Genomic DNA, 24,178 nt, shown 5'->3' on the forward strand with positions numbered 1-24,178 from the left:
TAAGGGTTAAAGGGGGTATTTGCGGACAGCGCGGACCCGGCAGCTCCAGTCCTTGCCGTAGCTGAGCTGGCTGCCGTCGTAGAAGTCCTGAACCCACGCGTAGCCGGCCGAATGCTCTGTGCTGGTCCAGTACCATGTGCGGCTGAATGCCTGCGCGCCGCCTTCTTTGAAGGCGTCTGCAACCGTCTGCTCCGGCACATAGTCCTTGCCGGGCATCAGGGTCTCGGCCAGCAATGCGGCCTCGTGACGGCTGGGCAGATACCAGTCGTCGTAACCGCCAATGCGCAGGCTGCGGCAGAACTTGGCGGCGGGATGGGCGTCATCATTCATGGCGTCCGAGTTGGCTAGGCCATCACGCAGGCCGCGCGCGGCCAAGTCATCGGTGCGCGCGGTCTTGAACACGCCTTCGGTTTCGCCACCATCCTTCGGCGCGACGATCAGACCGTAGGGCTTGCCATCGGCGCCAAAGAATTTTCCGGCGAAGAAGCCGCCCTGGATCGGTGCGCCGATCTTTGGGAGTCTGGGCGGGCGTTTGACAGCGGCTGTGGGAGCGGCCTTGACCGCCGGCCGGGCCAGCAAGCGCCGAGATTTCGGCGCTGCCGCCTTGCGGGCTGCCTGCCGGGTGATTTTCTTCGTCTTTGCCGCGGGCTTCGCGGCCTTCTTTTTCTTCGCAGGTTTGGTCACGCGAAAGCTCCTCTGAATGCCGGAAACCGCCGGCGCGGTTCTGATGAAAAGGTCTTGGTGTTACTCGCAGCCTTTGCCGACGATCTCGCCGCGATGGCCAGCCGTGAATATTTTCCAGTGCCGCCAGCCCTGCGGGCACCAGAAGCCCCATTCGCGCACGCGCGGCCCGGTGATGAAGAGGGTCCAGCACGGGCCGGTATGCAGCAGCACGCGATGCGCCTGGCTGGGGCGGCGGAAGGCGAGGGCACCGGCGCGCAGGACCCGCCGGGTGGTGGTGCCGCCGCGCGTGGGCAGGATCTCGGTATATTCGCCGTCGAGCAGCAGGCTGCAGTTCACCCAGGGATGATCGTGCAGCGCGCGGTCATCGTCGCTGCGCAGGAAGTGGTGTAGGTAGATGTTGAACCAGCGATTGCGCGGGATCAGATACCAGCGGCGCAGATACGGCCGGTCAGCGCCGCCGATGACGATATCGGGGGCGCGGCGCGCGGCCTCGATCCGGCCGGACTCGGCGATAAAGGCCACGATGGCGCTGTGCAGTTTCATGATGCGGTTTCCTCGGGTGGCAGTGCGATGGGCGGGGCGAGAGGCGGGGCAAGTTTCGCGTAACGCTGGCGCCAGGCGCCGCGCAGCTTGACGGCCAGCAGCTCGACCAGCTTTTCGCGGATGGCCTTGGGCAGCGGCAGCGCGGCTTCCACGGCGCTGACGACATCGCGGGCGAGGCGGTCGGCCCAGTCCATCACGCGGCTCCCATCGGCTGACGGAATCGGAGTTGACCGGACACGGCGGGCGCGGCAGGCTGGCGGGCAACACGGCAGTTACGGGGGTATGCGCCATGGCCGTATTCGAGCATCCGATGAACGGGCACCGCGAGACGGTCGGCCTGCTGCCGGTGGTCTGGGCGACGCTGCTGGGGCCGTTCTACCTGCTGGGCTGTGGCCTGTGGTCTTACCTGCTGTGGTGGCTGCTGCTGGTGCCGATCCTGTGCCTGATCGTCTGGTATGTGGCCGCCGCCGTGATGCTGTCGGGCAACATGCTGGTGCTGCTCGCCCTGTTGTTCCTGCCGAATTTCATCGTGGCGCTGGGCGTGCCCGATGCGCTGCGGCAGAAATACCTGCGGCAGGGCTGGGTGCGGGTGGACTGATCCGCGCCGGACTGATTCGGACATGATTGCGGCGGTCACTGCGCCACCTCCGCCGCGATATCGGATGCCGACAGATCCGCAGCGTAGCGCCCGGGCATGAAGGCGGCGGGGCCGAGGCGGTCCTGCAGCTGCTCCAGGCGGCGGCGCCAGCGCTCGGCGGCCTGCACCCAGCTTTCGGGGCGGATGGTGCCGATGCGCTGCGGCACCGGCGGCAGGCCGCGCAGCACGGCGCGGCGGGCAACTGTATCGGGCAGCAGGTCGGTCAGTTCGGCCGCTTCCATGATGCGCACGGCCTCGGCCTGCGCGCGCTCGATCGCCGGCGGCATGTCGGGCGGCAGGCCGGCGCGGGCGAAGATGGCGCGATCGAAGGGCCCGACCAGGCCGCGCCAGACAATGGGAAAATCCGGGATGGCCATGGACAGGCTCTGCCGCACCGCCGGCGCGATGCCGCGCAGATAGGCCAGATGGGCATTGTGCAGCAGGCCGTAGGCCTCGGCCTGGGGCTGCGGCAGGTCATGCCGGCGCGCCAGGATATCGGCCACCAGGCGGGCATGCTGGGCCTCGGAATAGAAGCTGGCGGCATGGCCGCCGAGCCGGCAGAGCTTGGCCAGGCTGTCGGCAATCTCGACAAAGGCGATGGCGCCTGGCGCGGGCGCGGCCAGGTCCACGCGGTTGCCGCGCAGGGTGAGCATGGCGGTCATTCCGTGGGCCTTCCCGCCAGGCCGCAATAGCCCAGAGCTTCGCCGGCCCCGCTGCCGCGAACGGTGATGCGCGGCTGGCCGGATTCGCCGATGCTGTCCCAGCGCCAGGCCATGCGGCAGGCGCTGCCAATGCAGTGGCGGATGGTCGGCCATGGGCCAACGGCGGTGTTAAAATCCGGATTGCCTTCATCGACTGTTTGCCTGCCGCAACCGGCCGGCCCGATGCAGGTCGCCTGCTGCGCCGCGCTTTCACTGAGCAGGGTCATGCGCGCACCCGCTCGATCTCAAATCGCGCTTCCTGGCCTTTGTACTCGGGATGCCGGGTGATGCGGTAGCGCTGGTCGCTCCACAGGGTGAAACCCCGCATGAAATCGACCTCGATGGTGATCGGCGCGGCGTTCAGGTCGCGGGTGAAGACATCGTTGTGACCATCGAAACAGTGGAACGCCCATTCCTCCACGCTGTCCCAGCCGGATTCCGGATTGTCGGCATCCCACCAGGTGCTGGTCACGCCAAGGCCAGACACCACGGCGCTGGCGATGCGGCGGCGCAGATGCAGCCACCAAGTGGCAATCCGGCTTCTGGGTTTCTTTCTCATGGCGTCGCGGTCCCTTCGATGGTTGCGGCCCGCTGCAGCAGGTCTTCGGCTTCGGCGCGGTCGCCGCAGCGGGCGGCGGTGGCGGCCTGGAGGCGCAGCGCCTGGGCGTCGGCCTCGGCCTGGCGGCGCTGGCGTTCGGCGAAGGACATCTGCAGCGTGGCGTAGTCGGGAGCGCCTGGTCTTTCGAAAGGGGGCTTGTCCTGCCGGGTGCGCGGCTCGCGGCCCATGCCGCGCGGGAGGCGGCCACCGGTGAGCATGCGGCGGTATTTGCCAGCCATCACAGCGCCCCGAAGATGAAGGTTTCGGCGATCAGATGCGGGTGCTTGATCATGCCGAAGACATGGACCCCGGCGATAATCAGGCCGAGCGCGAAGCCGCAGCCGAAGACGCCGGCGGCATAGCCGAGCCAGCCGAGCGCCGTGCGCGGCAGATAGGGGCGCAGGGTGTCGATCATGCGGCCACCCCAGTGATCTGCTCCAGCGACTGGGGTGCTTTGCCTTTACGCGGCATCAGCATCGTGTAGCCGATGCTGCGCTCCAGCTCGACGTAACGGCGATAGAGAGCCGGGTTAAGCCGTGCCGCTGTCTTCAGATCGGCCTTGCTCGACATGATGCAGAAGCAACACGACAGGCGGGACATGCCGGCGGCGTAAGCCCAGTGAGGTTCCTGTCCGCCCTCGGTGATGGTACGGAAGACCTCGGCGGTGGGCATGTCGTGGATCGGTAGCCAGTCGTACCATTCGCGCCCGGCCTTCGAATTACGCTTATTAAACTTGAAGGGCACCAATTTGGCGCGTTTGCTGCTTTCCGCTGCGCGCATACCCATACAGTTGACGATCAGCTTCCGCCCGGTCTGGCGAATCAGTTTGTCGATGGGGCCGCGCTTCAGGTCAGACGTGCATTGGCGATAGCGCGGTGACGGGAACATGCCGCGGTCCTCGACCATCTGAAGCAAAGTGCGGCCTGCCTGGGCGAAATGCAGCGGGATATCGGCTGCATATTTCTGGATGTGTTCAGTGACACCATCCCACTCGACTTCCGGCAGGACCGCATGAACAAGGATGATCTGATTGGCTGGCACAATCTGGCGCAGCTTAATCAGCATCGCCTGGCTGTCCTTGCCGCCAGAATGATTGACGACGAACAGCGCGCCGCGGTCGATCAGGTTCTGGATCATGCGCCGCCCTCCGCCAGCTTCTGCGCCAGGTCTGGGTGCTGGCGCGCGAACAGGGCGCGGGCGCGGTCGCCATGCAGGGCGATCTCGTCCGGGGTGAAGCCGGCATCCAGCAGGTGGTAGTTGTCGCAGCGGCCGACCTGCTGCGCGGCTTTGGCGATGGCGGCGGCCATGCGTTCGGTGCAGGAGGGCGCGCGGCCGGGATCGGCGAGGCCGTGTTTCGATTCCGGGGGCGTGGCGGCGGCACTGGGCATGGTCATGCGGCGATCTCCCTGCAGGGCTGATGCGCCAGATATATGAGCAAAATAATATCAGGTCAATAATAATATTAGTTCATCAATATTCATCCGCGAATTGCACGCAACAGGAGGGATGCTGGCGGCTGTGTGCAACTTTGGGATTGACGATCCGGCGTAAAATCTGTGTAGTATTTCTAACCATCGGTAGAAAAACACAACCGGCAGGGTGGGGTATGGGTGGGGAAATTGACCAGTTTTCAGCGGTTTTTGCTGCGCGGCTGCACGCCGGCCTGACGCGACGCCTGCGACCCCTGGGCCCGCTTTCGTTGAGCGAACTTGCGCGGCGGATGCACACGGCCAGGCAGACGATTGCGGCCTGGAGTGGTGGAAAATCCCCGTTCACCTTCACCGATATCGCGCGCATGAGCGCGATTCTGGCGGAGGCGGGCCATCCGGGTCTTTACGATGAAGTGGCTGGCGAGCCTGCGCCGCCGGCCGGACCCTGGCGGCCCGAACGGCTGGCGCTGGACGCCCTGACCGATCCCCTGCGCGGCCAGGCGCTGGCGGCCTGGCGCAACGGCATCGATCCGATCGAGGCGGTGGCGAAGCTGGGCCTGATGACGGAAGCGACGATCCTGTGCCGCCGCGAGGGCACGTTCTTTTCGGTCTATGTCGGATCGGCGCTGCCGATCGATGGCGATGCGGTGAAAGGCAAGCCGGTGGCGGCGCGCAGCGATCCGCATTATGCGACGATGACCACCCATCACCTGGCGGAAGCGGAGTCGGGGCCGACGCTGTATCACCTGAACGGCGGGCCGATCGATTACGACCGTCTGGCGCTGCCGAGCAAGGGCGGGGTGATCGTGACGCTGCCCTATAACCGGCGGGTGCCGCCGGGCCTGAGGATCCGCTGATGAGCGCGCTGTTCCGCCGCGTGATCGCCGATGCGCCGGCGCTGGATTCCGATGCCGACGAACGCAGCGCCATCCTGGCCAACCTGCAGCGGCTGGCGGCCGAACTGGAAAGCGAAGGCTACGAGATCGTGGTGAGCTGCGATCTCGAATGGCTGGCGACGCTGTTCCGCGGCTGGGGCGAGCGGCTGTCACGCAATGCCGACCCGCGGTACTGGCCCGATGACAGCACGCCGGATCGCAGCCTGATCGTATTGCTGCGCCGCGACGGCGCGATCACCGGCAGCGCCGCGCAGCGGCTGCACTGGCTGGACGGCACCTGGGCCGATGCGATGGAATCGCGCCGGTTCTTTTATGGCGGCCGGCTGGCACTGGCGCCGCAGAACGAACGCTGCAGCGTGACCGCGCCGCTGATGCGGCAGGTGGCGGATTGCAGCCTGGTCTATTCCTGCGCGCTGCAGGTGCGGTTGCCGCATGGCCAGCATACGTCCTGGCGACTGGCGCGGCTGGCGCACGGACTGGCGCTGGCGCAATGGAAATGGACCTGGATGACGGCGCGTATCACGCCGCGGGTGCAGCGCTACATGCTGGAGCAGGCTTATGGTTTCGCCGGCGCAGAGCGCGGCATCTGGATCGATGAGCCAGACGGCAAGCAGGACCCGGGCATCTACGGTTTCGCGGTCGAGCGGCGATATCTGCGCGGCCTGGCGGCGCGACCGGCCTATGGCGAGGGGGCGCGACCGCTGCTGGATGCGGCGCCGCTGTTCACCGGCTTTGAACGTGCGGCCGAGGACAGGGAAGGGGCGACCTATGGCTGAAGCAGAAGATCGCCGCTTCCGTGAATCGGCGGCCTATATTCTCGGCCGCGAGCTAGCGCGCCGTCTTGCCCGTGGCGCGCGGCGGACGGGCGGCAATGTCGTTGACCTTGTCGAGCTCCGCCAGCAGGTCGGCGACCGACGCGCCGGCGCCGAGGCGTTCGCGGGCATCGAGGACCCACAGCATGGTCTGATACTCCTGCTTGCGGGTGAGCGTGACGCCGCCGTTGCGCAGGCCCAGCCGGAACAGGGCGATGAAGGTATCCTCGTCGTCAAGCGCGGACCTGACGGCGCCGGCACCGGCTGAGAGTTCGGGATGCTGCAGCCGCAGTTTCACCGCCTGCCGGTCTTCGGCTGATGCGGCGAGATAGAGGCGCAGGATGGCCAGGGCATCATCGGATATCGGATCGTCGGGCAGGTCGATGGCATAGCCGCCACGCTTGCCCGGCTTCACTTCCATGGTGATGGTGCGGTCGGATGTGGTGATGGTGAAATCAGCCTGCGGCGGTCCGGCGGCGCCGAAGGTATCGGCATAGAGCTTTTCCAGGCGCGACATGATTTTCGAGCCGATGTCGCCGATGCCGCCGTTTTCCATCAGCGAGACCTGCGACTGGCTGGCGCCGATCCGTTTGGCAAAGGCGGTCTGCTTCAGCTTCAGGTGCTTGCGGAGGGCCTTGATCTGGTCGGGCGTGAGCATGGCGGGAATCCGAATTTGTCAGATAGTCTATAGGTTACGCGGTGTTAGCGGCTGAACACAGGGCGGAAATCCGGCAGCCCGGCGGGCTGGCCTGATAATCTTGCGAATATGATTGCGCTAATATTGGGATAATCATATATTCGGGTCATGACGCAGACCGCTCATGTCGCCCCATCACCCTTCAAGTCGGCCCGGCTGGCCCTGAACCTTAATCAGGTCGAGCTGGCCGACAAACTGGATCTCAGCCAGTCGCAGGTGTCGCTGATCGAAAGCGGCAAGGCGGTGCCCAGCCTGTCGGCTGCCGGTCGGCTGGTGCGGCTGTGCGCCGCTCATGGCGTGCCGCTGCGTCTGGAAGACCTGCTGCCGGCCGACGAGGCGGCGGCATGATCGGCCGGGCGATCGCCGGTTTCGGCACAGAGATTCAGGAACGCGATCTGGCCCCGCAGGATTGCCGCAGCGGGGCTGCCGGGGTCATCCGTCTCCAGCCGGGCGGCGTGCTGCGCGGCCTGCGCTATTGCCTCGCTGATGGCAGCATCCACGCGATGGCCGTGCTGCTCAATCACAGCGACAATTTCCGGCTGGTGCCGCCCCAGGTGCTTTGCATTCCGTTCGATCGTCATGGCGCCATGCTGCTGCATCGCGGCGTGTCTGTCGCCTCCAATCGCTGGCGCATTCGTGAGTCGGACGGGCGCAGGCGCGCCGCCGATCGCGACGATGGAGGTATGCCGGCATGACCAAGCTGCGCACGCCCAACAGTTTCGAAGATGCCATCACCCGCATCATGGGGCTGCTGACGCCGGCCGGTGCTGCCGCCGTGGTGAAGCGCTCGGCCGACCTGCTGCGGCGCTGGAGCAACGAGGACCTGCCGGAAAGCCCGTCGCTGGAGCAGGCGCTGGCGCTTGATCTGGCCTGCCTGGGCACCGAAGGCGTGACCATGGCGCCGATCTTCGAAGTCTATGCCGCGCGGCTGGAACAGGCCGGGCTGTCGATCAGCCTGCAGCCGATGGACCCGCGCAACCGGCTGCTGCGCGCCATGGCGGAAATGGGCGATGTGGGCCGCGCCGTGCAGGACGCGATGGCCGATGGCCGGGTGACGCCGGCCGAGCGCAAGCAGGTTCTGCGTGAAATCCAGCAGACGGTGGCCGAGCTGAACCGGCTGGCGGCGGAAATCGGGGTGATGCCATGACGGGGCCATTTGAAGTCACGGTCACACTGAAACTACCGGTCACGCTGACGCTGCTGCGCGTGCTGATTGAGGCGACCGAACCGGTGGGGATGATGGCGCTGGTGTCAGCGGTCTATGGCCCGAAGGCGCGACCGACCAGTCGCGGCAGCCTGGGTGTGCTGATCCGCCGGCTGCGCCATGGCGGCATCCGGATCGAGACGCCGCGGCGCGGGCATTACGCCTTGGGTGATGTTTCACGGGAAACGGTTGTTTCCATTCTGGCGACCGCAACTGCGGCGGCGGAAGAGCGGCGCGCGATCGTCGCGGCTTTTGGCAATCCGGAACGGGCGCGCACGCTGGCCGCCATGATTGATGCGCGCCAACAGGGGAGGGATGCGGCATGAATTGGGGCATGGCCTTTGTCTTGTTGGCCGGCCTGGTGGTCGGCTGGTTGCTGCGCGGCTGGGTGCCGCGGCTGCTGCACTGGCACCGGGAAGGGCAGGCGCGCTGGCGGCGCGAGCTGGGCCTGAGCGATGTGGAAGACTCCAGCCGGCAGGACCGGCCATGACGCATCTGTGCCCGACCTGCGGCGGCGTTGGCACGGTGGCCGATCTGCCCGCGCGCCTGGTGTCGTATAACGGCTATCCGCTGTCACCCCGGCAGGGCCTGTTCCTTGGCAGCCTGGTGACCAAGCGCGGCCAGATGGTGCGCGACAGCGCGCTGATCACCCTGCTGTGGAATGGCGACGAACCTGGCGATGCCGAAAGTTCGCTGAAGGTCTATGCCAGCCAGATGCGCAAGGTGGTGCGGCCGACCGGCCATACCATCGCCCGCGCCGTGGGCATGGGCTACATGCTGAACGGGCCGGACATTCCGCCGCAGACTTACGAGGCGGCGTGATGGCGCTGTGGACCGATGACGACCTGCGCCGCCTGCGCGACCTGGCAGCCGACCACCGGACAGCCAGCGAAATCGCCGGGGCGCTCGGCCGCACCGCGCAGGCGGTTTACTGCAAGTGCAGTGAGCAGGGCATCATGATCGTTTCCGGCAAGGGTGGCCGGCCGCGCGGCAGCCGCCTGCATGACGGGGCCGACGAACCAGTGCCATCGGATGCGCAGGACGGGCGGCTGAGAATCGGTGCGGCGGCGGAGAAGAGATTCCGCGCCGGCATGCTGCGGTATCTGCGGCACAAGCAGGCGCTGCTGCGGCGCTCGGCGCTGACAACGGTGGCCGAGGCGGTGGCGGAATGAAGTTTTATGTAGGTCTTCATCAGCCGTCGGATGCCAAACGCATCGACCGAGCTTTCATTTCAGTTAATCGGTTGAGGCCGCGCCGCACGGCGGTGGGTGCGGCAGACTGGATTATGGATAGTGGTGCATTCACCGAGGTTGCGACCTTTGGAACCTATCGAAATGGCGTCGAAAATTATGCGGCAGAAATCAACCGTTGGGTCGCGCTTGATCCTGGTCTAGTTGCAGTCGTTGCGCAGGATTGGATGTGTGAGCCTTGGATTGTGGCAAAAACCGGCTTGTCGGTTCGAGAGCATCAGCGGCTGACAATCGAGCGATATGATGGACTGCTTCCACTGGTCGAATCTGTCCATGTCATGCCGGTGCTGCAGGGTTATTTGGTTTCAGATTATCTTCGACATCTTGATGCATACGGCGGCCGGCTAACGGATGGAATGCACGTCGGTGTCGGCTCGGTATGTAAACGCAATTCGAGTGTTGGGGTGATTGAGGAAATCTTATTCGCCATCCGGGAGCATCGCCCCGATCTCCGATTGCATGGTTTTGGTTTGAAATCTACGGCACTGGCCTCTGATATGGTGAGGTCCTGCCTGTTCAGCGCCGATTCCATGGCATGGTCCTACGCAGCTCGCCGCGCTGGGCGTAACGCGAACGACTGGCGTGAAGCAGAGGCCTTTAGTCTTAAAATCGGCGCGGCCCCATCACAGCGCTCGCTCCCATTTTGGCGGGCGGCATGAACGCTCCGACGCGCCCGGTGCTGCGCTGGCATGGCGGCAAGTGGATGCTGGCGCCGAAACTGCTGCCGTATTTCCCGCCGCACCGGGTTTATACCGAAATCTATGGCGGCGCGGCCAGCATGCTGATGCGCAAGCCGCCCGCCTATGCTGAGGTCTACAACGATCTCGATGGCGATGTGGTCAACCTGTTCCGCGTGCTGCGCGACCCGGCCACGGCTGCCGACTTGATCGAACGGCTGCGGCTGACGCCGTTTGCGCGCGACGAATTCGAAGCGGCCTATGAGCGCAGCGGCGATGCCGTGGAAGACGCGCGCCGCCAGGTGGTGCGCAGTTTCATGGGCCATGGTGGCGATGCATCCAACATAGAACGGAAGACAGGCTTCCGGGCCAACAGCAACCGATCCGGCACTACACCTGCGCATGACTGGGCGAATGTTCCCCGGGCCTTGGTTGCTGTGGTGGATCGACTGCAGGGTGTGATCATCGAGAACCGCGACGCCCTGGATGTGGCGCGGCAGCATGACGGGCCAGACACGCTGCATTTCCTTGATCCGCCGTATATGCCGGAAACGCGAGCCCCTAGTGCGAAATCCGGAACGACCAAATTCAAATCCTACCGGTTCGAACTGGACCGGGGGGGGCATGTCGCCCTGCTGGAGGCCGCGCGAGCGCTGACCGGCATGGTGGTGCTGTGCGGCTATGCCACTGCTCTCTACGACGATGCGCTGCCCGACTGGCAGCGGGTCGAGATTGCGGCGCTGGCCGATGGCGCGTCCCCGCGCACCGAAGTGCTGTGGATCAATCCGCAAGCCAGCGCGCGCCTGGACCGGCCGCAGCAGCAATCGTTTTTTACCACCCATCGTTCACAGCAACAGGGAGCCTGCCATGACGCAGACTGAAGGACTGACGACTGACGGACTGACAGAAGGGCTGACTGCGCCGTTCTTTCTTTACGCGACCAATGCCAAGGGCCAGACGCTGCGCTGGTCCGGGCCGTGGGAGACGGAGGCGCAGCTGCTGACCGCGCTGCGGGGGGGGGTGGCTGCTTACCTGGGCCGCGCCTTCCTGGTCTGCGGCAGCCACGACCGGCTGGAACACGAAACCTGGCTGGATGTGCAGGGGTTCCTCCGGCACCAGCACGAGCCGCCGATCCGGTACAACGAGCCGCATCTGGCGCAGCTGCGCCCCATCGCCGTGCCGCCTGAGACGGCCCGGGCGGCATGAGCGTGGGCGGCATGAGCATGGACGGCGTGAGCGAGGCGGCGCGTGTCTGAAGCCCTCGGGCATTTCGACCACCCCTGCGAACACCCGGGCTGCACGGCCTGGGGCTCGTTCGGCTATGGCGTCTGCGTGCGGCGTGGCCGGCGCGGGCAGTGGTTCTGCGGCCCGCACCGCCCGGCCGAGGTTAAGACGGTGGCGACACAGGCCGGGCCGCCGGTGCTGCTGCCGGCACAGGGGAGGCTGCTGTGATCGATGTGGCGGACCTTTGGACGGAAACGGCGCTGTTCGGCAAGATGCTGGTCGATGGTGACGGCGCTGTCGAGCGCATGCGCTGGGTGATGCGGCATCTGGATGCCACGCTGCCGCTGCCGGTGCTGCTGGCACAGATCGGGATCAGCCGCATTGAAGTGGTGACCGAAACCGGCGTGACCCTGTGGCGACCCTGCGATGCGCCGAAGGAAGACCGGCTGGGCGGCCCCGCCCTGGTGCTGCCGGTGCTGGATGCGCAGCAGCAGCTGGTGGATCTGCTGGCGCTGCATCCGGGCGACAGCCGCTATTTCTGGCGCCGCACCGGCCTTGGCGGTCTGCTGGGTGAAGCGGCGCTGGAGCAGGCGAAGCGCGAACGCCGGCCGCTGGCCGTCTATGACAGTCCGCTGGCCATGCTGAAAAGTTTCTGCGCCGCACGGGTGGATTACCAGCGCCGCCGCGCGGTTGCCAAGGCTGCTGCCGAGGGCGCGGTGCAGGGCCTGCTGGAAAGCGGACTCCAGCCGCAGGCGACCCGTGACCTGACCGAGGATGATTCCGAGATCAGCCTGGAAGACGCCATCGCCCTGCAGCGCCAGATGCTGGACGAGACCATCGCGGCGATCGAGGCGCCACGATGGGAAACCTTCGGCCTTTGCGTGCTGGGCGCCGATGTCGACCTGGAGGCGGCGCTGGTGGGGGTGGAAACCGTGCTGGTGGACAATGCGGCGTTCGGCCACCTGCTGCAGAAAGACTTGAAGGCCTGGCGCACGGCGCGGCGCAACCGGGAACCGGCGCTGCCGGCGATCTTCGCCCGCCACGGCCGGCTGCTGCATGGCTTTGCGCCGCCGGCGGCGGCGCAGATCACGGACTCGCCGCCGCCGCGTGCGCCGCAGAACAGCGGCCTGGACCTGCTGCAGAGCGATCTCTACGCACAGGCCATCACCGTGGTGCTGGAGGCTGGCGCGGCCAGCGCCCGGCTGCTGCAGCGCGAACTGGACATCCTGTTCAGCACGGCGCAACGGCTGATCGATGCGATGCAGGAGCAGGGCATCGTGAGCGAGCCGGACCAGTTCGGCCGCCGCGCGGTGATCGGCTGCGGCGACAAGAAAGACGACAGCGACGGCGACAGCGCCGCTGCATGAGCGGCGCGCGCCTGGTCAGTGACATCGGTTCTGGGAGTATTGCGTTTGGGCGGGAAGCGGAAGAATGGCACGACAGCGGGCAACAGCGCCGCGCCGCCCGGCTATGGCCCGGTGGGCCAGCAGGGCGGCATGGTGCAGCAGTCGCTGCCCGGCATGCCGGCCGGCGGCAAGGGCACGCAGCATGTCGAGATTGCCAGCGCGATCGAGCGGCTTAACGGGCGCCATGCGGTGGTGATGGTGGGCGGCAAGGTGCTGTGCCTGCGCGAATACACCGATGACCAGGGGCGCCCGCAGATCGCGCTGATGTCGGCCTATGATTTCCGGCTGAAGCATCTGCCAGAGCAGTATGCGGTGGATGGCGAAATGACTCCGGTGGCCGAGCTGTGGCTGGCCGACCGGCGCCGGCGTGAATACGAGGGCATCACCTTCGTGCCGGTGAACAAGGACGGCAGCGGCGGCGCGCCCGATGACTGGTACAACCTGTGGCAAGGGTTCTCGGTGAAGCCGGCGAAGACCGTGCCGAAGACCGGTCGCGGTGCGATCACCGTGTTCCTCGATCACATGCACCAGAATGTTTCGGACAGAAAGGACAACCTGTTCCGCTGGAACATGGCCTGGTTCGCGCGCCTGGTGCAGCGGCCGACCGACCGCATCGGCACCTCACTGGTGCTGCGCGGCGCCATGGGCGTGGGCAAGACCAAACCAGGCGAAATCGTCGGATCGCTGTTTCCGCATCATTACATGGCGGTGGACAATCCGGCGCATCTGGTCGGGCGGTTCAACGCGCATATGCGATCGCTGATCCTGATTCAGGCGGAAGAGGGCTTCTGGGCCGGCGACAAGCAGGCGGAAGGCCGGCTGAAAAGCATGGTGACCAGCCGTGAACACCCGATCGAGAGCAAGGGCGTGGATGTTGTCTACCTGCGCAACTACATCAACCTGCTGGTGACATCGAATGAAGGCTGGGTGGTGCCGGCCGGCATGGACGAGCGGCGGTTCTCGGTGCAGGACGTGGGCGACCGCTGCAAGCAGGACAGCGACTATTTCGCCGAAATGGACGAGCAGATGGACAATGGCGGGCGCGCCTCGCTGCTGCGCTACCTGCTCGATTTCGATCTGACCAGCGTGAACCTGCGAGAGATTCCGAAGACGCGCGCGCTGCTGGAACAGAAGATCATGAGCATGCGGCCCGAAGATGCCTTCTGGCTGGAATGCCTGAAGCGCGGGGCCACGCCCGGCAGCCATGGCTGGGACGAGGAATTCGAAAAGGATGCGGCCTATGCGTCCTATGTCGCCTTTGCCGAGAAGCTGGGCCACCGGCACAAGCCGACACCGACCGGGCTGTGGATGCGCCTGCGCAAGCTGGTGCCATCGCTGCGTGAAATGCGGCCCGCGCGCGAGGTGACATCGGCCCCCGATCCGCTGGACGAGCGCGAGGGCACGGCCGCGCCGCGGCGCGACAAGGAACGCGTGCGCGTGGTGTCGGTGCCCGATCTGGAGACCTGCCGGCAGCTGTTCCGCGATGCGATCGGCCAGGATGTGGACTGGGGGGATGCGCTGGAATAGGGCGGCGTCCGACCTTTAGGCCGGACCCGTCCGACCTTCCGTCCGACCTTTGCTGGGTGCAAGTGCGCCAATGGCGGGCCTGCGTCCAACCGTCCGACCTTTTGCGGCCGGATATCCGTAGGGCAGGCGCACATACACGACCCTCTCTTACCTCATAAGGGTTGGGAGGTTGGACGAAAGCAGGCAGTGCAAGGGATTTCGAGCGTCCGACCTTTCAGGCGAGGTCGGACAGGGCGGACGGAGAGAGGCAGGGCATGGCTGTACAACGGGATTGTGATATCGAGGATGTGCTGATCTGGTCTTACCGGGACCAGCTGGTCGACCAGATCGTGTCGGATACGGCGGCGGCGGCGCGGCCGGGCTCGGCACGGGCGGCGAACTGGGATGGTGCCGGCGGCGGTGGCGGCATGGTGGATGTGCACCCCGATGCGCTGGCCGTACATAACCTGGTGATGGCGCAGCCACCGCTGCAGCGCGGCCTGCTGATCGTGCATGCACGGGTGGCGGGGCGACCGGACTGGATGCCGGGCGCAGTGCCGCGGCTCGGCGCGGTGCTGGATGGCAAGGGCCGGCCGGAAACCGAAATGTTCATGCCGGCGCGGCGTTACGGCTATTGCCTGGTGCGCGAGTATCTGTCGATGGAAAGCATCGTGCTGGCGAAGCAGACCTATCTCGCCTGGGTGCTGGCGCTGCTCAAGGTGGCCGAGGCGCTGATCGACAATCCGAAGCTGCTGGCCGAGCATCGCATCGTGTCGGTGCGCGCGCCTGCCGTGCCATGGCATGCCGATGGCGGGAAGAGCAGCTTGACACTGCGCAGAAAACTTGACATGGTGTCCGAACACTACGGCAAAGCCGCGCCCGCTGGATAATCCCGGCGGGCTTTTTCGTTTCAGGTTCCATCATGCCCTGGGCACCAAAGAAGCCATGCGCGCATCCCGGATGCGGGGCGCTGGTAGATGCCCGCTACTGCGCTGCGCATCAGGCCCAGCGCGATGCGCGACGGCAGGAACAGGATCGGCTGCGCGGCTCGGCATCGAAGCGGCTCTATGGCCGGGCGTGGCAGAAGGTGCGGCGGCAGTTCCTGGTGGATCATCCGCTGTGTGACTGCGATGACTGTCGCAGGACAGGCGAGCTGCATGCTGCCGATGTGGTCGACCATGATGTGCCGCACCATGGCGATCCGGTGATCTTCTGGGATCAGTCGAAGTGGCGCAGCTACTTCAAACCGCATCACGATCGCAAGACGGCACGGCAGGACGGTGGATTTGGAAATCCGAAAACGCAAGTCCGATCAAACACATAGGGGGCGGGGTCAAATCTCTGCCGCCTTGCTTCTGTAGACCGCGTCCCCAGCAAAGGTCGCGCGGCCGCGAAATTTTCGGAAATTATTTTTTCGGCAGCGAGAGGATTTCGGCCATGGGGCGTCGCCAGCTGACCGCGGAAGAGCGGGCGCTGAACGGCGATGCCGGCAAGCGCGCAAAGAAACAGGCCGCAGCCAGCACCGAATCTGCAAAGCCGGCTCCGGTGCTGGCGCCGCTGGGCTTATCGCCTCCGGCCTGGCTGGGCGAAGCGGCTTTGATCGAATGGAAGCGGCTGGCACCAGAGCTTTCGCGCATGCGGGTGCTGTCGGAAATGGATGCGCTGGCGTTGGCCCAGTATTGCCAAGCCTGCCAGCACTATGTCGAAGCCCAGTCCAAGATCGCCGCCAATGGCGCGACCTACGAGACCCAATCCAAGCATGGCAATCTGCGTCGCATCGATCCCAATGTGCGACTGGCGCAGGATGCCGAAAAATCCATGACGCGCCTGGGGGCGCAGCTCGGCCTGTCGCCGCTGGCGCGCTTCCGCCTTTCCGCCGCCGCAGCGCAGACCGGCAACCAACTGACCTTGCCGCTGTCCCAGGGCGCGCCGCAACCAAAGCCGGCAACCCATGGCAGCCAGCCTGAATCCACCGGAGTCGCAGTCGCCGGCGAAGCGAAGCCGGCGACGCCGCAGCTCGACCCCGCCAGCGAGTATTTCGGCTACGTCAACTGAGTCGCGCGCCGAGCGCTATGCCCTGGCGGTGACCGGCGGTGCGGTGCCGGCCTGTCTATGGGTGCGGCTTGCCTGCAAGCGGCACCTGACCGATCTGGCAGAGGGCCATGCTCGCGGCCTGACCTATGATCTGGCGGCCGAGCGTCGGGCCATCGGCTTCTTCGAAACCTACCTGCGGCACTCGAAAGGAAAGTGGGCCAAGCAGACTTTCTCGCTGTCAGACTGGCAGGCCTTCATCATCGGCAGTCTGTTCGGCTGGAAAAATGCCGACGGCGCGCGCCGCTTCAGCACCGGCTATGTGGAGGTGCCGCGCAAAAACGGCAAGTCGACACTGGCGTCCGGGGTCGCGCTCTACATGCTGACCGCCGATGGCGAGCAGGGCGCCGAGGTCTACGCGGCGGCCACCAAGAAAGACCAGGCAAAGATCGTCTTCAACGAGGCCAAGCGTATGGTCTCGACCTCGCCCGAGCTGGCCCAGCGCGTGAGGGTCTTCGCCGCGAACATGAACGTGCCGACCATGGAGGCGAAGTTCGAGCCCTTGGGCGCGGACTCCGACAACCAGGATGGCCTGAACGTCCACTGCGCGGTGGTGGACGAACTGCATGCGCATAAATCGCGCGACCTGTGGGATATTCTCGATACCGCCACCGGCGCGCGCCACCAGCCGCTGATGCTTGCAATCACCACGGCCGGCAAGCGCAAGAAGACGATCTGCGGCGAACAGCACGATCATACCCAGCAGGTGCTGCGCGGCGTGATCAGCGACGATGCCTTCTTCGGCATCATCTATTCGATCGATGCCGACGACAAATGGGACGATCCGGCCACCTGGGCCAAGGCCAATCCCAACCTCGGCGTTTCGTGTTTTATCAACCAGCTGCAGCGTAAACTGGCCAAGGCGAAGGTCTCGCCCGCCGCGCTCAACACCTTCAAGCGCCTGCACCTGAACATCTGGGTGGAGGGCGCCGACGATCCGCTGCTCGACCCGGATGCCTGGGATGCCTGCGGCCTGCCGTTCACGCCGGACAGTCTGCTGGGCCGGAAATGCTTCGCCGCGCTCGACCTGTCCAGCACCATCGACCTCACGGCGCTGGCGCTGGTCTTTCCGCCGGTGGCCGAAGGCGAACCCTGGAAAATCCTAGTCTACTACTGGCTGCCCAAAGCCAACATGCAGAAGCGCATCGACAAGGATCGAGTGCCCTATGATTCCTGGTCAGCAGACGGCTGGATTGAACTGACCGAAGGCAACATCGTCGATTACAGCGCTATCCGCCGCAAGGCAAACGCGCTGAAAGAGTTGTTCGAAATCGAGGAAATCGCCTACGACCGCTGGAACGCCACCCAGTTGGTCACCGAGCTGATGGGCGATGGCTTTACCATGGTGCCGTTCGGCCAGGGCTATGCGTCGATGGCGGCACCGATGCGCGAGATCGTGGGCCTGGTCACCGGCACGGCGATCACCTGGGGCGAGAATCCGGTGCTGCGCTGGAACGGTCACAACGTCGTCGCCGATGTCGACCCGGCCGGCAACATGAAGCCTGCAAAGAACCGTTCGACGGAAAAGATTGACGGCTTTGTCGCCAGCGGCATGGCGCTGGGCCGTGCCATCGCAGTGCGCGAGCCGGCGAACGACGTGCTGGATTACAAGCGCGGCGACATGTTCGGCTGAAAGGCTTTCCATGACCCTGTTCGACCGCCTGATCGCCGGCAACCAGCCTGCGCCGCATGTGCTGTCGCGCATCGAGCCGAAGCTGGATGTCCGGAATCAGATCACCACCGGCATGTCGGTGGAGGATCTGGCGCGGCAGATGGGCGTTGGTATGGCCTCGGCCAGCGGTGCCGTGGTGACCGAGGAATCTGCATCCCGCCTGTCGGTGGTGGCGGGTTGCGAGCGGGTCATCTGCACCAGCATGGCGCAGTTGCCGCTGATCCTGTATCTGCGTTTGTCGGGCGAAGATCGCGAACGGGACCAGGATAATCCGCTTTATTTCGTGCTGCGCAGTTCGCCGATGGAAGGCCTGACCGCGTCGCAGTGGCTGATGCTGCTGGGCGGCGACCTGTTCTACCGTGGTCGCTTCTACGCCCATATCGTGCGTGGTGTCGGCGGTCGCGTGCTGAACCTCAATCGCCTGCACCCGGATCGCACCCGCAAGGTGCAGGATCCGGTCACGTTAAAGTTCCATTTTGAATACCGTCATCCGTCAGGTGCGCTGATCCGGTTCGAACCCTCGGAAATCCTGCACCTGTGGCAGTACAGTCGCGACGGCATCGACGGCATTTCGCCGATCCAGCGTCACCGCGAAACCTATGGTGACGCGCAGACCATGCGCGACCACAACTCGAAATTCTATGCCAACGGCGCCCGGCCGTTGGGCGTGCTTAAAACTGAACAGAAGATGACGGCGCCGGGCAAGAAGGAAGCCCGTGAGGACTGGCATCTGGTCACCGGCGGGGAGCAGATATTCTCCACGCCTGTGCTTGACCAGGGTCTGGATTACAAACCCGTCAGCATGTCGCATGAGGATGCGGAATACCTCGACAGCCGCAAGCTGTCGCGCAGCGAAATCTGCGGCATCTGGGGTGTACCGCCGCACATGGTCGCCGATCTCGACCGCTCGACCTTCAGCAACATCGAGCATCAGTCGCTCGGCTTCGTTATCTACACCATGATGCCGCTGTTCGTGCTGGTGCAGGATGGCATCAACCTGCATGTGCTGCAGGGCGATCCCAAGCGCTTTGTCGAATTCCTGGTTGCGGCCCTGCTGCGCGGCGATTTCAAGACCCAGCAGGAAGGCTTGCAGCTGATGCGGCAGAACGGCGTGATCAACGCCAATGAATGGCGGCGTTTGATGAACTTCAACAGACGTACCGATCCTGGCGGCGATGAATACATCGTCGCCGCCAACATGAACAACCAGAACAAGCCTGCCCCGAAACCCGGAGACCCGGCATGACCTTTCCGCGTCACATCCTGGCGGCCGCGCTGGCCACCCGCGCCCATGCCGGCATCACGCTGCCGGCCGGCCTGATGGCCGAGATGCAGCGGCGTCCGTATTTCAACCGTGCCAGCGGCCGCCGCTTCGACACGCGCGCGCAGGCCGAGGCCGTCGATATAGATCTCTATGATGAAATCGGCTGGTGGGGCACCGACGCCAAGAGCTTCAAGCGCAAGCTGGATGAAATCACCGCGCCGGTGATCAACCTGCGCATCAACTCGCCGGGTGGCAGCGTCTTCGACGGCATCACCATGCATAACGATCTGCTGGCCCATCCGGCCAAGGTCAATGTGCAGGTGGTCGGCCTGGCCGCCTCAATCGCCAGCGTGGTGGCGCTGGCAGGCGACACTATCGAGATCGCGCCGAACGGCTTCTTCATGATCCACAATGCCTGGACCATCGGCATCGGCGACCACCGGGTGTTCGCTAAGAAGGCCGAGGACCTGAAGATCATCGACGCCGGCCTGGTCGCCACCTATGCCGGCCGCGCCGACAACAGCGAATCCGAGATCCGCCAGATGATGGCGGATGAAACCTGGCTTGGCGCTGACCGCGCCGTGGAGCTGGGCTTCGCCGACACCGTGATGGCCAAGACGGCGGCGGAAGATGGCGAGCAGGCCCGCTTCGACCTGTCGCCCTTCTCCAAACTGCCGGCCGCCGTGGCCGCACTCTACAAGGCGGCCGACTATGCGCCGCGCACCGAACGTGATTTCGAGCGTGCCCTGCGGGATGCGGGCGCTTCGAGATCCCAAGCCCGCGCCATCGTGGCGCGTGGCTTCCAGACCGGACCCGGCGGGACGCCGGAACCGGTCGACGACCGCGACCAGTGGGACGCTGCTCGCAATCCCGCGCTGAAGGCCCAGCTTGACCGGCTGCTGGCCACCGCCCGGGGCTGAACCCTCCGAACAACAATTTTGACAGGAAAGGCCAGCTTCATGGCTCGCTCGCATCTGAAGACCGCCGCGCTCGCGCTGGCGGCAACCACCGCACTCACCATGCCGGCCTATGCCGGCCCGGCTGAACCGCTGATCAAACCCGATCTCACCGATCCGGCCGCCATTGTTGGCGCGATCAATGGCGCCTGGGAGGCCTTCAAGGCCGCCAACGACAAGGGCAACAAGGATACCGCCGACCGGATCAATGCTTCGATCACCGACCTGCAGGCCAAGCTGAAGGAATCTGTGGACGCGCAGACCAAGGCTATGGATGACCAGGCGCGTCATATCGCCCGCCTGACCGCCGGCGGCACCGCCAATCCCGCCAACGAAAATGCCGAGAAGAATGCCCGCGCCTTCGTGCGCGAGGTGATGGCGCTGCGCGATGCCTCGCCGCAGGAAATCTCGGCCGCGCTGGTCAAGGGCGTCGATATCGAGGCCTATGCCAAGTATACCGCCGCCTTCAACCACCTGATCGCCTGCAACGGCAATGTCAACATGTTGTCGTCTGACCTGCGGAATGCCCTGCAGGTCGGCAGCGATCCCTCGGGCGGCTATGCGGTGCCGCCGGAGGTGTCGACCCAGTTCCAGAAGCGCCTGTTCGAAACCTCGCCGATGCGTCAGATCGCCCGCGTGCAGACCATCGCCCGCGACGCCTGGGAGCAGCCGCTGGACACCAATGACGCCACCAGCGGCGGCTGGGTCGGTGAGCGGGCCCCGCGCACCCAGACCGATACGCCGACGCTTGGCATGCAGCGTATCGAGGTGCATGAGCAGTATGCCTACCCGCATCTGACCCAGAAAATGCTGGAAGATGCGGTGCTGATCAATCCGGCGGCCTGGCTGGAGGGCAAGACGCTGGACAAGATGGTGCGCACCGAAAACACCGGCTTTGTCAGCGGCAACGGCCAAACGCGGCCCAAAGGCTTCTTGGCCTATGGCGCCGATGCGGTGACCACCAGCGACAAGGCGAACCGCCCCTGGGGCAAGCTGCAGTATATCCCCATCGGTGCGGCCGGCGCCTTCCCGACCATCTCGGGTGGCGCCGCCGATGGCGCGGCCAATCCGGATGCGCTGATCAGCGCCATCTACGCCCTGAAGGCGGCTTATCGCCAGGGTGCGCGGTGGACCATGAACAGCCTGACGGTTGCGGCTGTGCGCAAACTGAAGGATGCGCATGGCCATTATCTCTGGCAGCCGGGCATCCAGGCGGCCCAGCCCTCCAGCCTGCTGAATTATCCGATCAGCGAAATGGAGGATATGCCCGACATCGCGGCCGACAGCCTGTCGATCGCCTTCGGCAACTGGCAGGAAGGCTATCTGATCATCGATCGGCTGGGCCTGGTGGTGCTGATCGATCCGTTCACCAACAAGCCCTATGTCGGCTTCTACATGCGCAAGCGTGTCGGCGGCGACGTGAACAACTTCGACGCCATCAAGCTGCTGAAGTTCGCGGCCGCCTGAGCGGGCGCGCACTCTCACAGTGAAGTGAAACCCGGGGCCGGCAGTCAGACTGCCGGCCCTTCCTTTTCACGCGCAGCCTGAAGGAGACACCCATGCAGCGCGACCTCATTTCCAATCTGAAGACCGTCCTTCACTGGGCCAAGACCGTTACCGCGACGGAAACGCCGACCAATGGCATCGATCTTGCCGGTTTTGGTTCGGCGCTGATCGCCGCGGCCGTCGGCGCGGTGACCAATGCGGCGAATTCTCCCTCGCCGGTCTGGACGCTGGCCCTGCAGGAATCGGACACGGTCAACAGCGGTTTCACCGCCGTGGCCGAGGCCGACATGATCCTGCCCAATGGCCGCAATGTCGGCGAGGGCAATGTGGCCAACGGCATCTTCGCCCGCATCGACGCTGCTGCCGAGGATGATCTGGCCTACACGGTGGGGTATCGCGGCACCAAGCGGTATGCCCGCGTTGTGGCCACCGCTGCCAACACGCCCGGCGCCACGCCGATCAGCGTGTTGATGATTCTCGGTCATCCGTCCATCGCACCGGTGGCCGACGCGGCCTGATCCCCGCACACCCCTGTCGCGGCCGCTGCTGGGGCTGGCCGCGCTGCCTGGTCACTGCCCGCCGTTTCCTCTGCGGCGGGCAGTGACCGCTCCTTTTTCCCGATCGCCAATCTCCCGATACAGCCAAACACGGAGGGCGCGATGCCCAAACGCATTGTTGTTCGCAGCTTCAAATTCTCGCCTGACGGCATCGCGGTCATCGAATACGAACCGAAGACCGATCCGGCCGGCAAGCCGGTGGCGCAGGACATGACCGACCGCTGCGCCCTGATCGCCGATGCCGAGGGCTGGGTGAAGCCCGACCCTTTGGACCTGAAGGCGACGGCCGAAGCCAAGCGCCGCGCCGCCGCCGAGAAAGCCGCCGCCGAGAAAGCCGCAGCCGAGAAGGCGGCAGCCGAGAAGGCGGCAGCCGAGAAGGAAGCTGCCGAGAAGGACAAATCGGCCGATGGCCGCCCGTCCCCCGACTCTGGCCCGGCGCAACCGTCGTCTGCGTCGCCGGCGGACCAAGCCTCGCCAGCCCCCGCGGGCGGTGCGACCTCGACCACCTCCGGCGCAGCCGCGCCGCCGGCCGCTGCCGCGTCATAACCATCAACCGCGCCTGGGAACTGATCCCGGGCGCGGATCTGCTCTATGCGGCCGATGACCGCTTCTGGCGCGCCTACGACACCGCCGGCTTTGCCGGCGTCAGGGTCAGCCAGGATGCGGCCATCTGCGCCGAGCGGCCCGATATCCTGCGCGTGCCGAGCGAAGACCAGCCCGGCCTGTCGCTCGATCCCCTGCGCATCCACCAGGGCAACAACTCCGGTTTCCAGGCGCTGAACCTTGCGTTGCTGCTGGGCGCCTGTCGCATCCTGCTGCTCGGCTATGACATGCGGCGCGGCCCGGCGCAGGAATCGCACTGGCATGGCGACCATGGCCATGGCCTGGAGAATCCCTGCCAGCCCGATCTCGACCGCTGGCGCAGCCTGTTTCCCGGCGCGCTGCCGGCATTGCGCGCCGCCGGCGTCAGTGTCGTCAACTGCACGCCGGGCTCGGCGATCGACTGTTTTCCGCGCGGCGACCTCGCCACCGAGATCGCTGCTGTCTTCACCGTTCCACCTGACAGGCCTGTCCATGCAACCAGTGGCCTATAACCTGCTGCAGGCGGCGGTGCATTACCGCCGCGAGGCCTTCGATGCCGGCCTGGCGGCATGCGGCTACCGCGTCAGCCATGACTACTGCATGCACCCCAATCGCGGCGATGTGCTGGTGATCTGGAACCGCTATGCCGAACGCGAGCGGATGGCGCGCGCCTTCGAGGCGGTCGGCGCCCGCGTGCTGGTGGCCGAGAACGGCTATTTCGGTCAGGACAATCTCGGCCGCCGGCTCTACGCGATCAGCCCGAACCAGCATCACCATGGCTGCCAGTATGACGCCAGCCGCACCGGCACCGGATCGTTGTTGTCGCAGCTGCGGCCCTGGCGGCGCGAGGGTGACCATATCCTGGTGCTGGGCCAGCGCGGCATCGGCTCCGATCTGATGGCGTCACCGCCCAACTGGGCCGAGCGCATGGCGCAGGATCTGCGCAACCGCACCCGCCGGCCGGTGAACGTGCGCCAGCATCCCGGCAATGTTCCGCCGGCCGAGAGCGACATATCCCTGCGCGCCGAACTGCAGGGCGCCCATGCCTGCGTGGTCTGGTGCAGCAATGGCGGACTGACGGCCCTGCTGGCGGGCATCCCGGTTTTCTATGCCGCACCGGCCTGGATCGCGGCGGCGGCGGCCAAACGCATCACCGCCGATCTGGATGTGCCGTTTCTGGGTGACCGCCTGCCGGCGCTGACCCTGGCCGCCAGCAACCAGTGGAGCGTGGACGAGATCGCCACCGGCGCGCCCTTCGCGGCCTTGTTGTCGTGAAGGCTGCACC

38 protein-coding genes are annotated in these 24,178 nt (G+C 65.6%); 27 read left to right on the forward strand and 11 right to left on the reverse strand.

All coding sequences use genetic code 11. From position 1 onward, the window contains the following. Positions 1–6: 6 nt before the first annotated feature. The 3 genes from AC1ROB_RS11245 to AC1ROB_RS11255 are packed head-to-tail and all read right to left on the reverse strand — an operon-like array spanning position 7 to position 1,421. On the reverse strand, positions 7–684 hold the full coding sequence (locus AC1ROB_RS11245) for an Lcl C-terminal domain-containing protein (RefSeq protein ID WP_492971083.1): 678 nt from the start codon (positions 682–684) through the stop codon (positions 7–9). Between the two features lie 60 nt (positions 685–744). Next, on the reverse strand, positions 745–1,227 hold the full coding sequence (locus AC1ROB_RS11250) for a hypothetical protein (protein ID WP_492971082.1): 483 nt from the start codon (positions 1,225–1,227) through the stop codon (positions 745–747). Further along, positions 1,224–1,421, reverse strand: coding sequence for a hypothetical protein (locus AC1ROB_RS11255; protein ID WP_492971081.1), 198 nt, complete (start codon positions 1,419–1,421; stop codon positions 1,224–1,226). The genes AC1ROB_RS11250 and AC1ROB_RS11255 overlap by 4 nt, the downstream gene beginning before the upstream one ends. A 95-nt stretch (positions 1,422–1,516) precedes the next feature. Between AC1ROB_RS11255 and AC1ROB_RS11260 the strand changes: the two genes are divergently transcribed. After that, positions 1,517–1,825, forward strand: coding sequence for a hypothetical protein (locus AC1ROB_RS11260; protein WP_492971080.1), 309 nt, complete (start codon positions 1,517–1,519; stop codon positions 1,823–1,825). A gap of 35 nt (positions 1,826–1,860) precedes the next feature. Here AC1ROB_RS11260 and AC1ROB_RS11265 read toward each other — a convergent pair whose 3' ends face one another. The 7 genes from AC1ROB_RS11265 to AC1ROB_RS11295 are packed head-to-tail and all read right to left on the reverse strand — an operon-like array spanning position 1,861 to position 4,557. Continuing rightward, on the reverse strand, positions 1,861–2,526 hold the full coding sequence (locus AC1ROB_RS11265; protein ID WP_492971079.1) for a hypothetical protein: 666 nt from the start codon (positions 2,524–2,526) through the stop codon (positions 1,861–1,863). Next, entirely contained in the window at positions 2,523–2,792 is a 270-nt protein-coding gene (locus AC1ROB_RS11270) for a hypothetical protein (RefSeq protein ID WP_492971078.1), read from the reverse strand. The genes AC1ROB_RS11265 and AC1ROB_RS11270 overlap by 4 nt, the downstream gene beginning before the upstream one ends. Next, complete coding sequence (locus AC1ROB_RS11275) at positions 2,789–3,124, reverse strand: hypothetical protein (protein WP_492971077.1); 336 nt, start codon at positions 3,122–3,124, stop codon at positions 2,789–2,791. The genes AC1ROB_RS11270 and AC1ROB_RS11275 overlap by 4 nt, the downstream gene beginning before the upstream one ends. Then, positions 3,121–3,402 (reverse strand): hypothetical protein, encoded by a 282-nt coding sequence (locus AC1ROB_RS11280; protein ID WP_492971076.1) that lies wholly within the window; start codon positions 3,400–3,402, stop codon positions 3,121–3,123. Before AC1ROB_RS11280 ends, AC1ROB_RS11275 begins: the two co-directional genes overlap by 4 nt. Beyond that, the gene (locus AC1ROB_RS11285; protein ID WP_492971075.1) at positions 3,402–3,578 is read right to left on the reverse strand and encodes a hypothetical protein; all 177 of its coding nucleotides are present in this window, start codon (positions 3,576–3,578) and stop codon (positions 3,402–3,404) included. The genes AC1ROB_RS11280 and AC1ROB_RS11285 overlap by 1 nt, the downstream gene beginning before the upstream one ends. Next, positions 3,575–4,300: a phosphoadenosine phosphosulfate reductase domain-containing protein gene (locus AC1ROB_RS11290; protein WP_492971074.1), complete on the reverse strand. Its 726-nt coding sequence runs from the start codon at positions 4,298–4,300 to the stop codon at positions 3,575–3,577. Before AC1ROB_RS11290 ends, AC1ROB_RS11285 begins: the two co-directional genes overlap by 4 nt. Further along, the gene (locus tag AC1ROB_RS11295) at positions 4,297–4,557 is read right to left on the reverse strand and encodes a hypothetical protein (protein WP_492971073.1); all 261 of its coding nucleotides are present in this window, start codon (positions 4,555–4,557) and stop codon (positions 4,297–4,299) included. The genes AC1ROB_RS11290 and AC1ROB_RS11295 overlap by 4 nt, the downstream gene beginning before the upstream one ends. A gap of 401 nt (positions 4,558–4,958) precedes the next feature. Here AC1ROB_RS11295 and AC1ROB_RS11300 point away from each other — a divergent pair, with 401 nt between their 5' ends. Both AC1ROB_RS11300 and AC1ROB_RS11305 read left to right on the forward strand, forming a co-directional pair. After that, positions 4,959–5,450 (forward strand): hypothetical protein, encoded by a 492-nt coding sequence (locus tag AC1ROB_RS11300; protein WP_493031423.1) that lies wholly within the window; start codon positions 4,959–4,961, stop codon positions 5,448–5,450. Beyond that, positions 5,450–6,265 carry a hypothetical protein gene (locus tag AC1ROB_RS11305; RefSeq protein ID WP_492971071.1) on the forward strand — a complete coding sequence of 272 codons (816 nt, stop codon included), beginning with the start codon at positions 5,450–5,452 and terminating at the stop codon, positions 6,263–6,265. Before AC1ROB_RS11300 ends, AC1ROB_RS11305 begins: the two co-directional genes overlap by 1 nt. A 52-nt stretch (positions 6,266–6,317) precedes the next feature. Here AC1ROB_RS11305 and AC1ROB_RS11310 read toward each other — a convergent pair whose 3' ends face one another. Beyond that, the gene (locus AC1ROB_RS11310; protein ID WP_492971070.1) at positions 6,318–6,959 is read right to left on the reverse strand and encodes a helix-turn-helix domain-containing protein; all 642 of its coding nucleotides are present in this window, start codon (positions 6,957–6,959) and stop codon (positions 6,318–6,320) included. Between the two features lie 147 nt (positions 6,960–7,106). Between AC1ROB_RS11310 and AC1ROB_RS11315 the strand changes: the two genes are divergently transcribed. From AC1ROB_RS11315 to AC1ROB_RS11430, 24 genes are all read left to right on the forward strand, one after another. Further along, positions 7,107–7,346, forward strand: coding sequence for a helix-turn-helix transcriptional regulator (locus AC1ROB_RS11315; RefSeq protein ID WP_492971069.1), 240 nt, complete (start codon positions 7,107–7,109; stop codon positions 7,344–7,346). Continuing rightward, positions 7,343–7,693: a hypothetical protein gene (locus tag AC1ROB_RS11320; RefSeq protein WP_492971068.1), complete on the forward strand. Its 351-nt coding sequence runs from the start codon at positions 7,343–7,345 to the stop codon at positions 7,691–7,693. Before AC1ROB_RS11315 ends, AC1ROB_RS11320 begins: the two co-directional genes overlap by 4 nt. After that, a complete protein-coding gene (locus AC1ROB_RS11325) occupies positions 7,690–8,145 on the forward strand; it encodes a phage regulatory CII family protein (RefSeq protein WP_492971067.1) in 456 nt (151 codons plus the stop codon). The genes AC1ROB_RS11320 and AC1ROB_RS11325 overlap by 4 nt, the downstream gene beginning before the upstream one ends. Then, the gene (locus tag AC1ROB_RS11330) at positions 8,142–8,528 is read left to right on the forward strand and encodes a hypothetical protein (protein ID WP_492971066.1); all 387 of its coding nucleotides are present in this window, start codon (positions 8,142–8,144) and stop codon (positions 8,526–8,528) included. Before AC1ROB_RS11325 ends, AC1ROB_RS11330 begins: the two co-directional genes overlap by 4 nt. Next, positions 8,525–8,692, forward strand: coding sequence for a hypothetical protein (locus AC1ROB_RS11335; protein ID WP_492971065.1), 168 nt, complete (start codon positions 8,525–8,527; stop codon positions 8,690–8,692). The genes AC1ROB_RS11330 and AC1ROB_RS11335 overlap by 4 nt, the downstream gene beginning before the upstream one ends. After that, positions 8,689–9,024, forward strand: coding sequence for a winged helix-turn-helix domain-containing protein (locus AC1ROB_RS11340; protein WP_492971064.1), 336 nt, complete (start codon positions 8,689–8,691; stop codon positions 9,022–9,024). The genes AC1ROB_RS11335 and AC1ROB_RS11340 overlap by 4 nt, the downstream gene beginning before the upstream one ends. Further along, on the forward strand, positions 9,024–9,374 hold the full coding sequence (locus AC1ROB_RS11345; protein WP_492971063.1) for a hypothetical protein: 351 nt from the start codon (positions 9,024–9,026) through the stop codon (positions 9,372–9,374). The genes AC1ROB_RS11340 and AC1ROB_RS11345 overlap by 1 nt, the downstream gene beginning before the upstream one ends. Beyond that, positions 9,371–10,111 carry a deazapurine DNA modification protein DpdA family protein gene (locus AC1ROB_RS11350; protein ID WP_492971062.1) on the forward strand — a complete coding sequence of 247 codons (741 nt, stop codon included), beginning with the start codon at positions 9,371–9,373 and terminating at the stop codon, positions 10,109–10,111. The genes AC1ROB_RS11345 and AC1ROB_RS11350 overlap by 4 nt, the downstream gene beginning before the upstream one ends. Then, entirely contained in the window at positions 10,108–11,010 is a 903-nt protein-coding gene (locus AC1ROB_RS11355) for a DNA adenine methylase (protein WP_492971061.1), read from the forward strand. The genes AC1ROB_RS11350 and AC1ROB_RS11355 overlap by 4 nt, the downstream gene beginning before the upstream one ends. Then, positions 10,997–11,335: a hypothetical protein gene (locus AC1ROB_RS11360; RefSeq protein WP_492971060.1), complete on the forward strand. Its 339-nt coding sequence runs from the start codon at positions 10,997–10,999 to the stop codon at positions 11,333–11,335. Before AC1ROB_RS11355 ends, AC1ROB_RS11360 begins: the two co-directional genes overlap by 14 nt. A 42-nt stretch (positions 11,336–11,377) precedes the next feature. Further along, on the forward strand, positions 11,378–11,581 hold the full coding sequence (locus AC1ROB_RS11365; RefSeq protein WP_492971059.1) for a hypothetical protein: 204 nt from the start codon (positions 11,378–11,380) through the stop codon (positions 11,579–11,581). Continuing rightward, entirely contained in the window at positions 11,578–12,720 is a 1,143-nt protein-coding gene (locus AC1ROB_RS11370) for a DNA translocase FtsK (protein ID WP_492971058.1), read from the forward strand. The genes AC1ROB_RS11365 and AC1ROB_RS11370 overlap by 4 nt, the downstream gene beginning before the upstream one ends. A 45-nt stretch (positions 12,721–12,765) precedes the next feature. Further along, complete coding sequence (locus AC1ROB_RS11375) at positions 12,766–14,286, forward strand: primase-helicase family protein (RefSeq protein ID WP_492971057.1); 1,521 nt, start codon at positions 12,766–12,768, stop codon at positions 14,284–14,286. Between the two features lie 254 nt (positions 14,287–14,540). Next, the gene (locus tag AC1ROB_RS11380; RefSeq protein WP_492971056.1) at positions 14,541–15,155 is read left to right on the forward strand and encodes a hypothetical protein; all 615 of its coding nucleotides are present in this window, start codon (positions 14,541–14,543) and stop codon (positions 15,153–15,155) included. A gap of 32 nt (positions 15,156–15,187) precedes the next feature. After that, positions 15,188–15,589, forward strand: a complete 402-nt coding sequence (locus tag AC1ROB_RS11385; RefSeq protein ID WP_492971055.1) for a DUF8602 domain-containing protein — start codon at positions 15,188–15,190, stop codon at positions 15,587–15,589. Between the two features lie 113 nt (positions 15,590–15,702). Continuing rightward, positions 15,703–16,320 (forward strand): phage terminase small subunit P27 family, encoded by a 618-nt coding sequence (locus tag AC1ROB_RS11390; RefSeq protein WP_492971054.1) that lies wholly within the window; start codon positions 15,703–15,705, stop codon positions 16,318–16,320. A 28-nt stretch (positions 16,321–16,348) separates the two neighbouring features. Continuing rightward, entirely contained in the window at positions 16,349–17,989 is a 1,641-nt protein-coding gene (locus AC1ROB_RS11395) for a terminase large subunit (protein ID WP_493031425.1), read from the forward strand. A gap of 10 nt (positions 17,990–17,999) precedes the next feature. Continuing rightward, positions 18,000–19,274: a phage portal protein gene (locus AC1ROB_RS11400; protein ID WP_492971052.1), complete on the forward strand. Its 1,275-nt coding sequence runs from the start codon at positions 18,000–18,002 to the stop codon at positions 19,272–19,274. Then, complete coding sequence (locus AC1ROB_RS11405) at positions 19,271–20,212, forward strand: head maturation protease, ClpP-related (RefSeq protein ID WP_492971051.1); 942 nt, start codon at positions 19,271–19,273, stop codon at positions 20,210–20,212. Before AC1ROB_RS11400 ends, AC1ROB_RS11405 begins: the two co-directional genes overlap by 4 nt. Positions 20,213–20,251: 39 nt before the next feature. Next, positions 20,252–21,715 (forward strand): phage major capsid protein, encoded by a 1,464-nt coding sequence (locus AC1ROB_RS11410; protein WP_492971050.1) that lies wholly within the window; start codon positions 20,252–20,254, stop codon positions 21,713–21,715. Positions 21,716–21,807: 92 nt separating this feature from the next. Continuing rightward, positions 21,808–22,272, forward strand: coding sequence for a hypothetical protein (locus AC1ROB_RS11415; protein ID WP_492971049.1), 465 nt, complete (start codon positions 21,808–21,810; stop codon positions 22,270–22,272). 141 nt (positions 22,273–22,413) lie between these two features. Beyond that, positions 22,414–22,857, forward strand: coding sequence for a hypothetical protein (locus tag AC1ROB_RS11420; protein WP_492971048.1), 444 nt, complete (start codon positions 22,414–22,416; stop codon positions 22,855–22,857). A 152-nt stretch (positions 22,858–23,009) separates the two neighbouring features. Next, positions 23,010–23,405, forward strand: coding sequence for a hypothetical protein (locus AC1ROB_RS11425; protein ID WP_492971047.1), 396 nt, complete (start codon positions 23,010–23,012; stop codon positions 23,403–23,405). After that, positions 23,386–24,168 carry a hypothetical protein gene (locus tag AC1ROB_RS11430; RefSeq protein WP_492971046.1) on the forward strand — a complete coding sequence of 261 codons (783 nt, stop codon included), beginning with the start codon at positions 23,386–23,388 and terminating at the stop codon, positions 24,166–24,168. The genes AC1ROB_RS11425 and AC1ROB_RS11430 overlap by 20 nt, the downstream gene beginning before the upstream one ends. Positions 24,169–24,178: the final 10 nt, after the last annotated feature.

The organism is Ferrovibrio sp. GW821-FHT12F09 (genome assembly GCF_058806775.1).

Bases quoted from the DNA above. Each gene is read 5' to 3' on its own strand.
- AC1ROB_RS11250 (WP_492971082.1), bottom strand. From the start codon at position 1,227: ATGAAACTGCACAGCGCCATCGTGGCCTTTATCGCCGAGTCCGGCCGG.
- AC1ROB_RS11255 (WP_492971081.1), bottom strand. From the start codon at position 1,421: ATGGACTGGGCCGACCGCCTCGCCCGCGATGTCGTCAGCGCCGTGGAA.
- AC1ROB_RS11260 (WP_492971080.1), top strand. From the start codon at position 1,517: ATGGCCGTATTCGAGCATCCGATGAACGGGCACCGCGAGACGGTCGGC.
- AC1ROB_RS11265 (WP_492971079.1), bottom strand. From the start codon at position 2,526: ATGACCGCCATGCTCACCCTGCGCGGCAACCGCGTGGACCTGGCCGCG.
- AC1ROB_RS11270 (WP_492971078.1), bottom strand. From the start codon at position 2,792: ATGACCCTGCTCAGTGAAAGCGCGGCGCAGCAGGCGACCTGCATCGGG.
- AC1ROB_RS11275 (WP_492971077.1), bottom strand. From the start codon at position 3,124: ATGAGAAAGAAACCCAGAAGCCGGATTGCCACTTGGTGGCTGCATCTG.
- AC1ROB_RS11280 (WP_492971076.1), bottom strand. From the start codon at position 3,402: ATGGCTGGCAAATACCGCCGCATGCTCACCGGTGGCCGCCTCCCGCGC.
- AC1ROB_RS11285 (WP_492971075.1), bottom strand. From the start codon at position 3,578: ATGATCGACACCCTGCGCCCCTATCTGCCGCGCACGGCGCTCGGCTGG.
- AC1ROB_RS11290 (WP_492971074.1), bottom strand. From the start codon at position 4,300: ATGATCCAGAACCTGATCGACCGCGGCGCGCTGTTCGTCGTCAATCAT.
- AC1ROB_RS11295 (WP_492971073.1), bottom strand. From the start codon at position 4,557: ATGACCATGCCCAGTGCCGCCGCCACGCCCCCGGAATCGAAACACGGC.
- AC1ROB_RS11300 (WP_493031423.1), top strand. From the start codon at position 4,959: ATGAGCGCGATTCTGGCGGAGGCGGGCCATCCGGGTCTTTACGATGAA.
- AC1ROB_RS11305 (WP_492971071.1), top strand. From the start codon at position 5,450: ATGAGCGCGCTGTTCCGCCGCGTGATCGCCGATGCGCCGGCGCTGGAT.
- AC1ROB_RS11310 (WP_492971070.1), bottom strand. From the start codon at position 6,959: ATGCTCACGCCCGACCAGATCAAGGCCCTCCGCAAGCACCTGAAGCTG.
- AC1ROB_RS11315 (WP_492971069.1), top strand. From the start codon at position 7,107: ATGACGCAGACCGCTCATGTCGCCCCATCACCCTTCAAGTCGGCCCGG.
- AC1ROB_RS11320 (WP_492971068.1), top strand. From the start codon at position 7,343: ATGATCGGCCGGGCGATCGCCGGTTTCGGCACAGAGATTCAGGAACGC.
- AC1ROB_RS11325 (WP_492971067.1), top strand. From the start codon at position 7,690: ATGACCAAGCTGCGCACGCCCAACAGTTTCGAAGATGCCATCACCCGC.
- AC1ROB_RS11330 (WP_492971066.1), top strand. From the start codon at position 8,142: ATGACGGGGCCATTTGAAGTCACGGTCACACTGAAACTACCGGTCACG.
- AC1ROB_RS11335 (WP_492971065.1), top strand. From the start codon at position 8,525: ATGAATTGGGGCATGGCCTTTGTCTTGTTGGCCGGCCTGGTGGTCGGC.
- AC1ROB_RS11340 (WP_492971064.1), top strand. From the start codon at position 8,689: ATGACGCATCTGTGCCCGACCTGCGGCGGCGTTGGCACGGTGGCCGAT.
- AC1ROB_RS11345 (WP_492971063.1), top strand. From the start codon at position 9,024: ATGGCGCTGTGGACCGATGACGACCTGCGCCGCCTGCGCGACCTGGCA.
- AC1ROB_RS11350 (WP_492971062.1), top strand. From the start codon at position 9,371: ATGAAGTTTTATGTAGGTCTTCATCAGCCGTCGGATGCCAAACGCATC.
- AC1ROB_RS11355 (WP_492971061.1), top strand. From the start codon at position 10,108: ATGAACGCTCCGACGCGCCCGGTGCTGCGCTGGCATGGCGGCAAGTGG.
- AC1ROB_RS11360 (WP_492971060.1), top strand. From the start codon at position 10,997: ATGACGCAGACTGAAGGACTGACGACTGACGGACTGACAGAAGGGCTG.
- AC1ROB_RS11380 (WP_492971056.1), top strand. From the start codon at position 14,541: ATGGCTGTACAACGGGATTGTGATATCGAGGATGTGCTGATCTGGTCT.
- AC1ROB_RS11385 (WP_492971055.1), top strand. From the start codon at position 15,188: ATGCCCTGGGCACCAAAGAAGCCATGCGCGCATCCCGGATGCGGGGCG.
- AC1ROB_RS11390 (WP_492971054.1), top strand. From the start codon at position 15,703: ATGGGGCGTCGCCAGCTGACCGCGGAAGAGCGGGCGCTGAACGGCGAT.
- AC1ROB_RS11400 (WP_492971052.1), top strand. From the start codon at position 18,000: ATGACCCTGTTCGACCGCCTGATCGCCGGCAACCAGCCTGCGCCGCAT.
- AC1ROB_RS11405 (WP_492971051.1), top strand. From the start codon at position 19,271: ATGACCTTTCCGCGTCACATCCTGGCGGCCGCGCTGGCCACCCGCGCC.
- AC1ROB_RS11410 (WP_492971050.1), top strand. From the start codon at position 20,252: ATGGCTCGCTCGCATCTGAAGACCGCCGCGCTCGCGCTGGCGGCAACC.
- AC1ROB_RS11415 (WP_492971049.1), top strand. From the start codon at position 21,808: ATGCAGCGCGACCTCATTTCCAATCTGAAGACCGTCCTTCACTGGGCC.
- AC1ROB_RS11420 (WP_492971048.1), top strand. From the start codon at position 22,414: ATGCCCAAACGCATTGTTGTTCGCAGCTTCAAATTCTCGCCTGACGGC.
- AC1ROB_RS11430 (WP_492971046.1), top strand. From the start codon at position 23,386: ATGCAACCAGTGGCCTATAACCTGCTGCAGGCGGCGGTGCATTACCGC.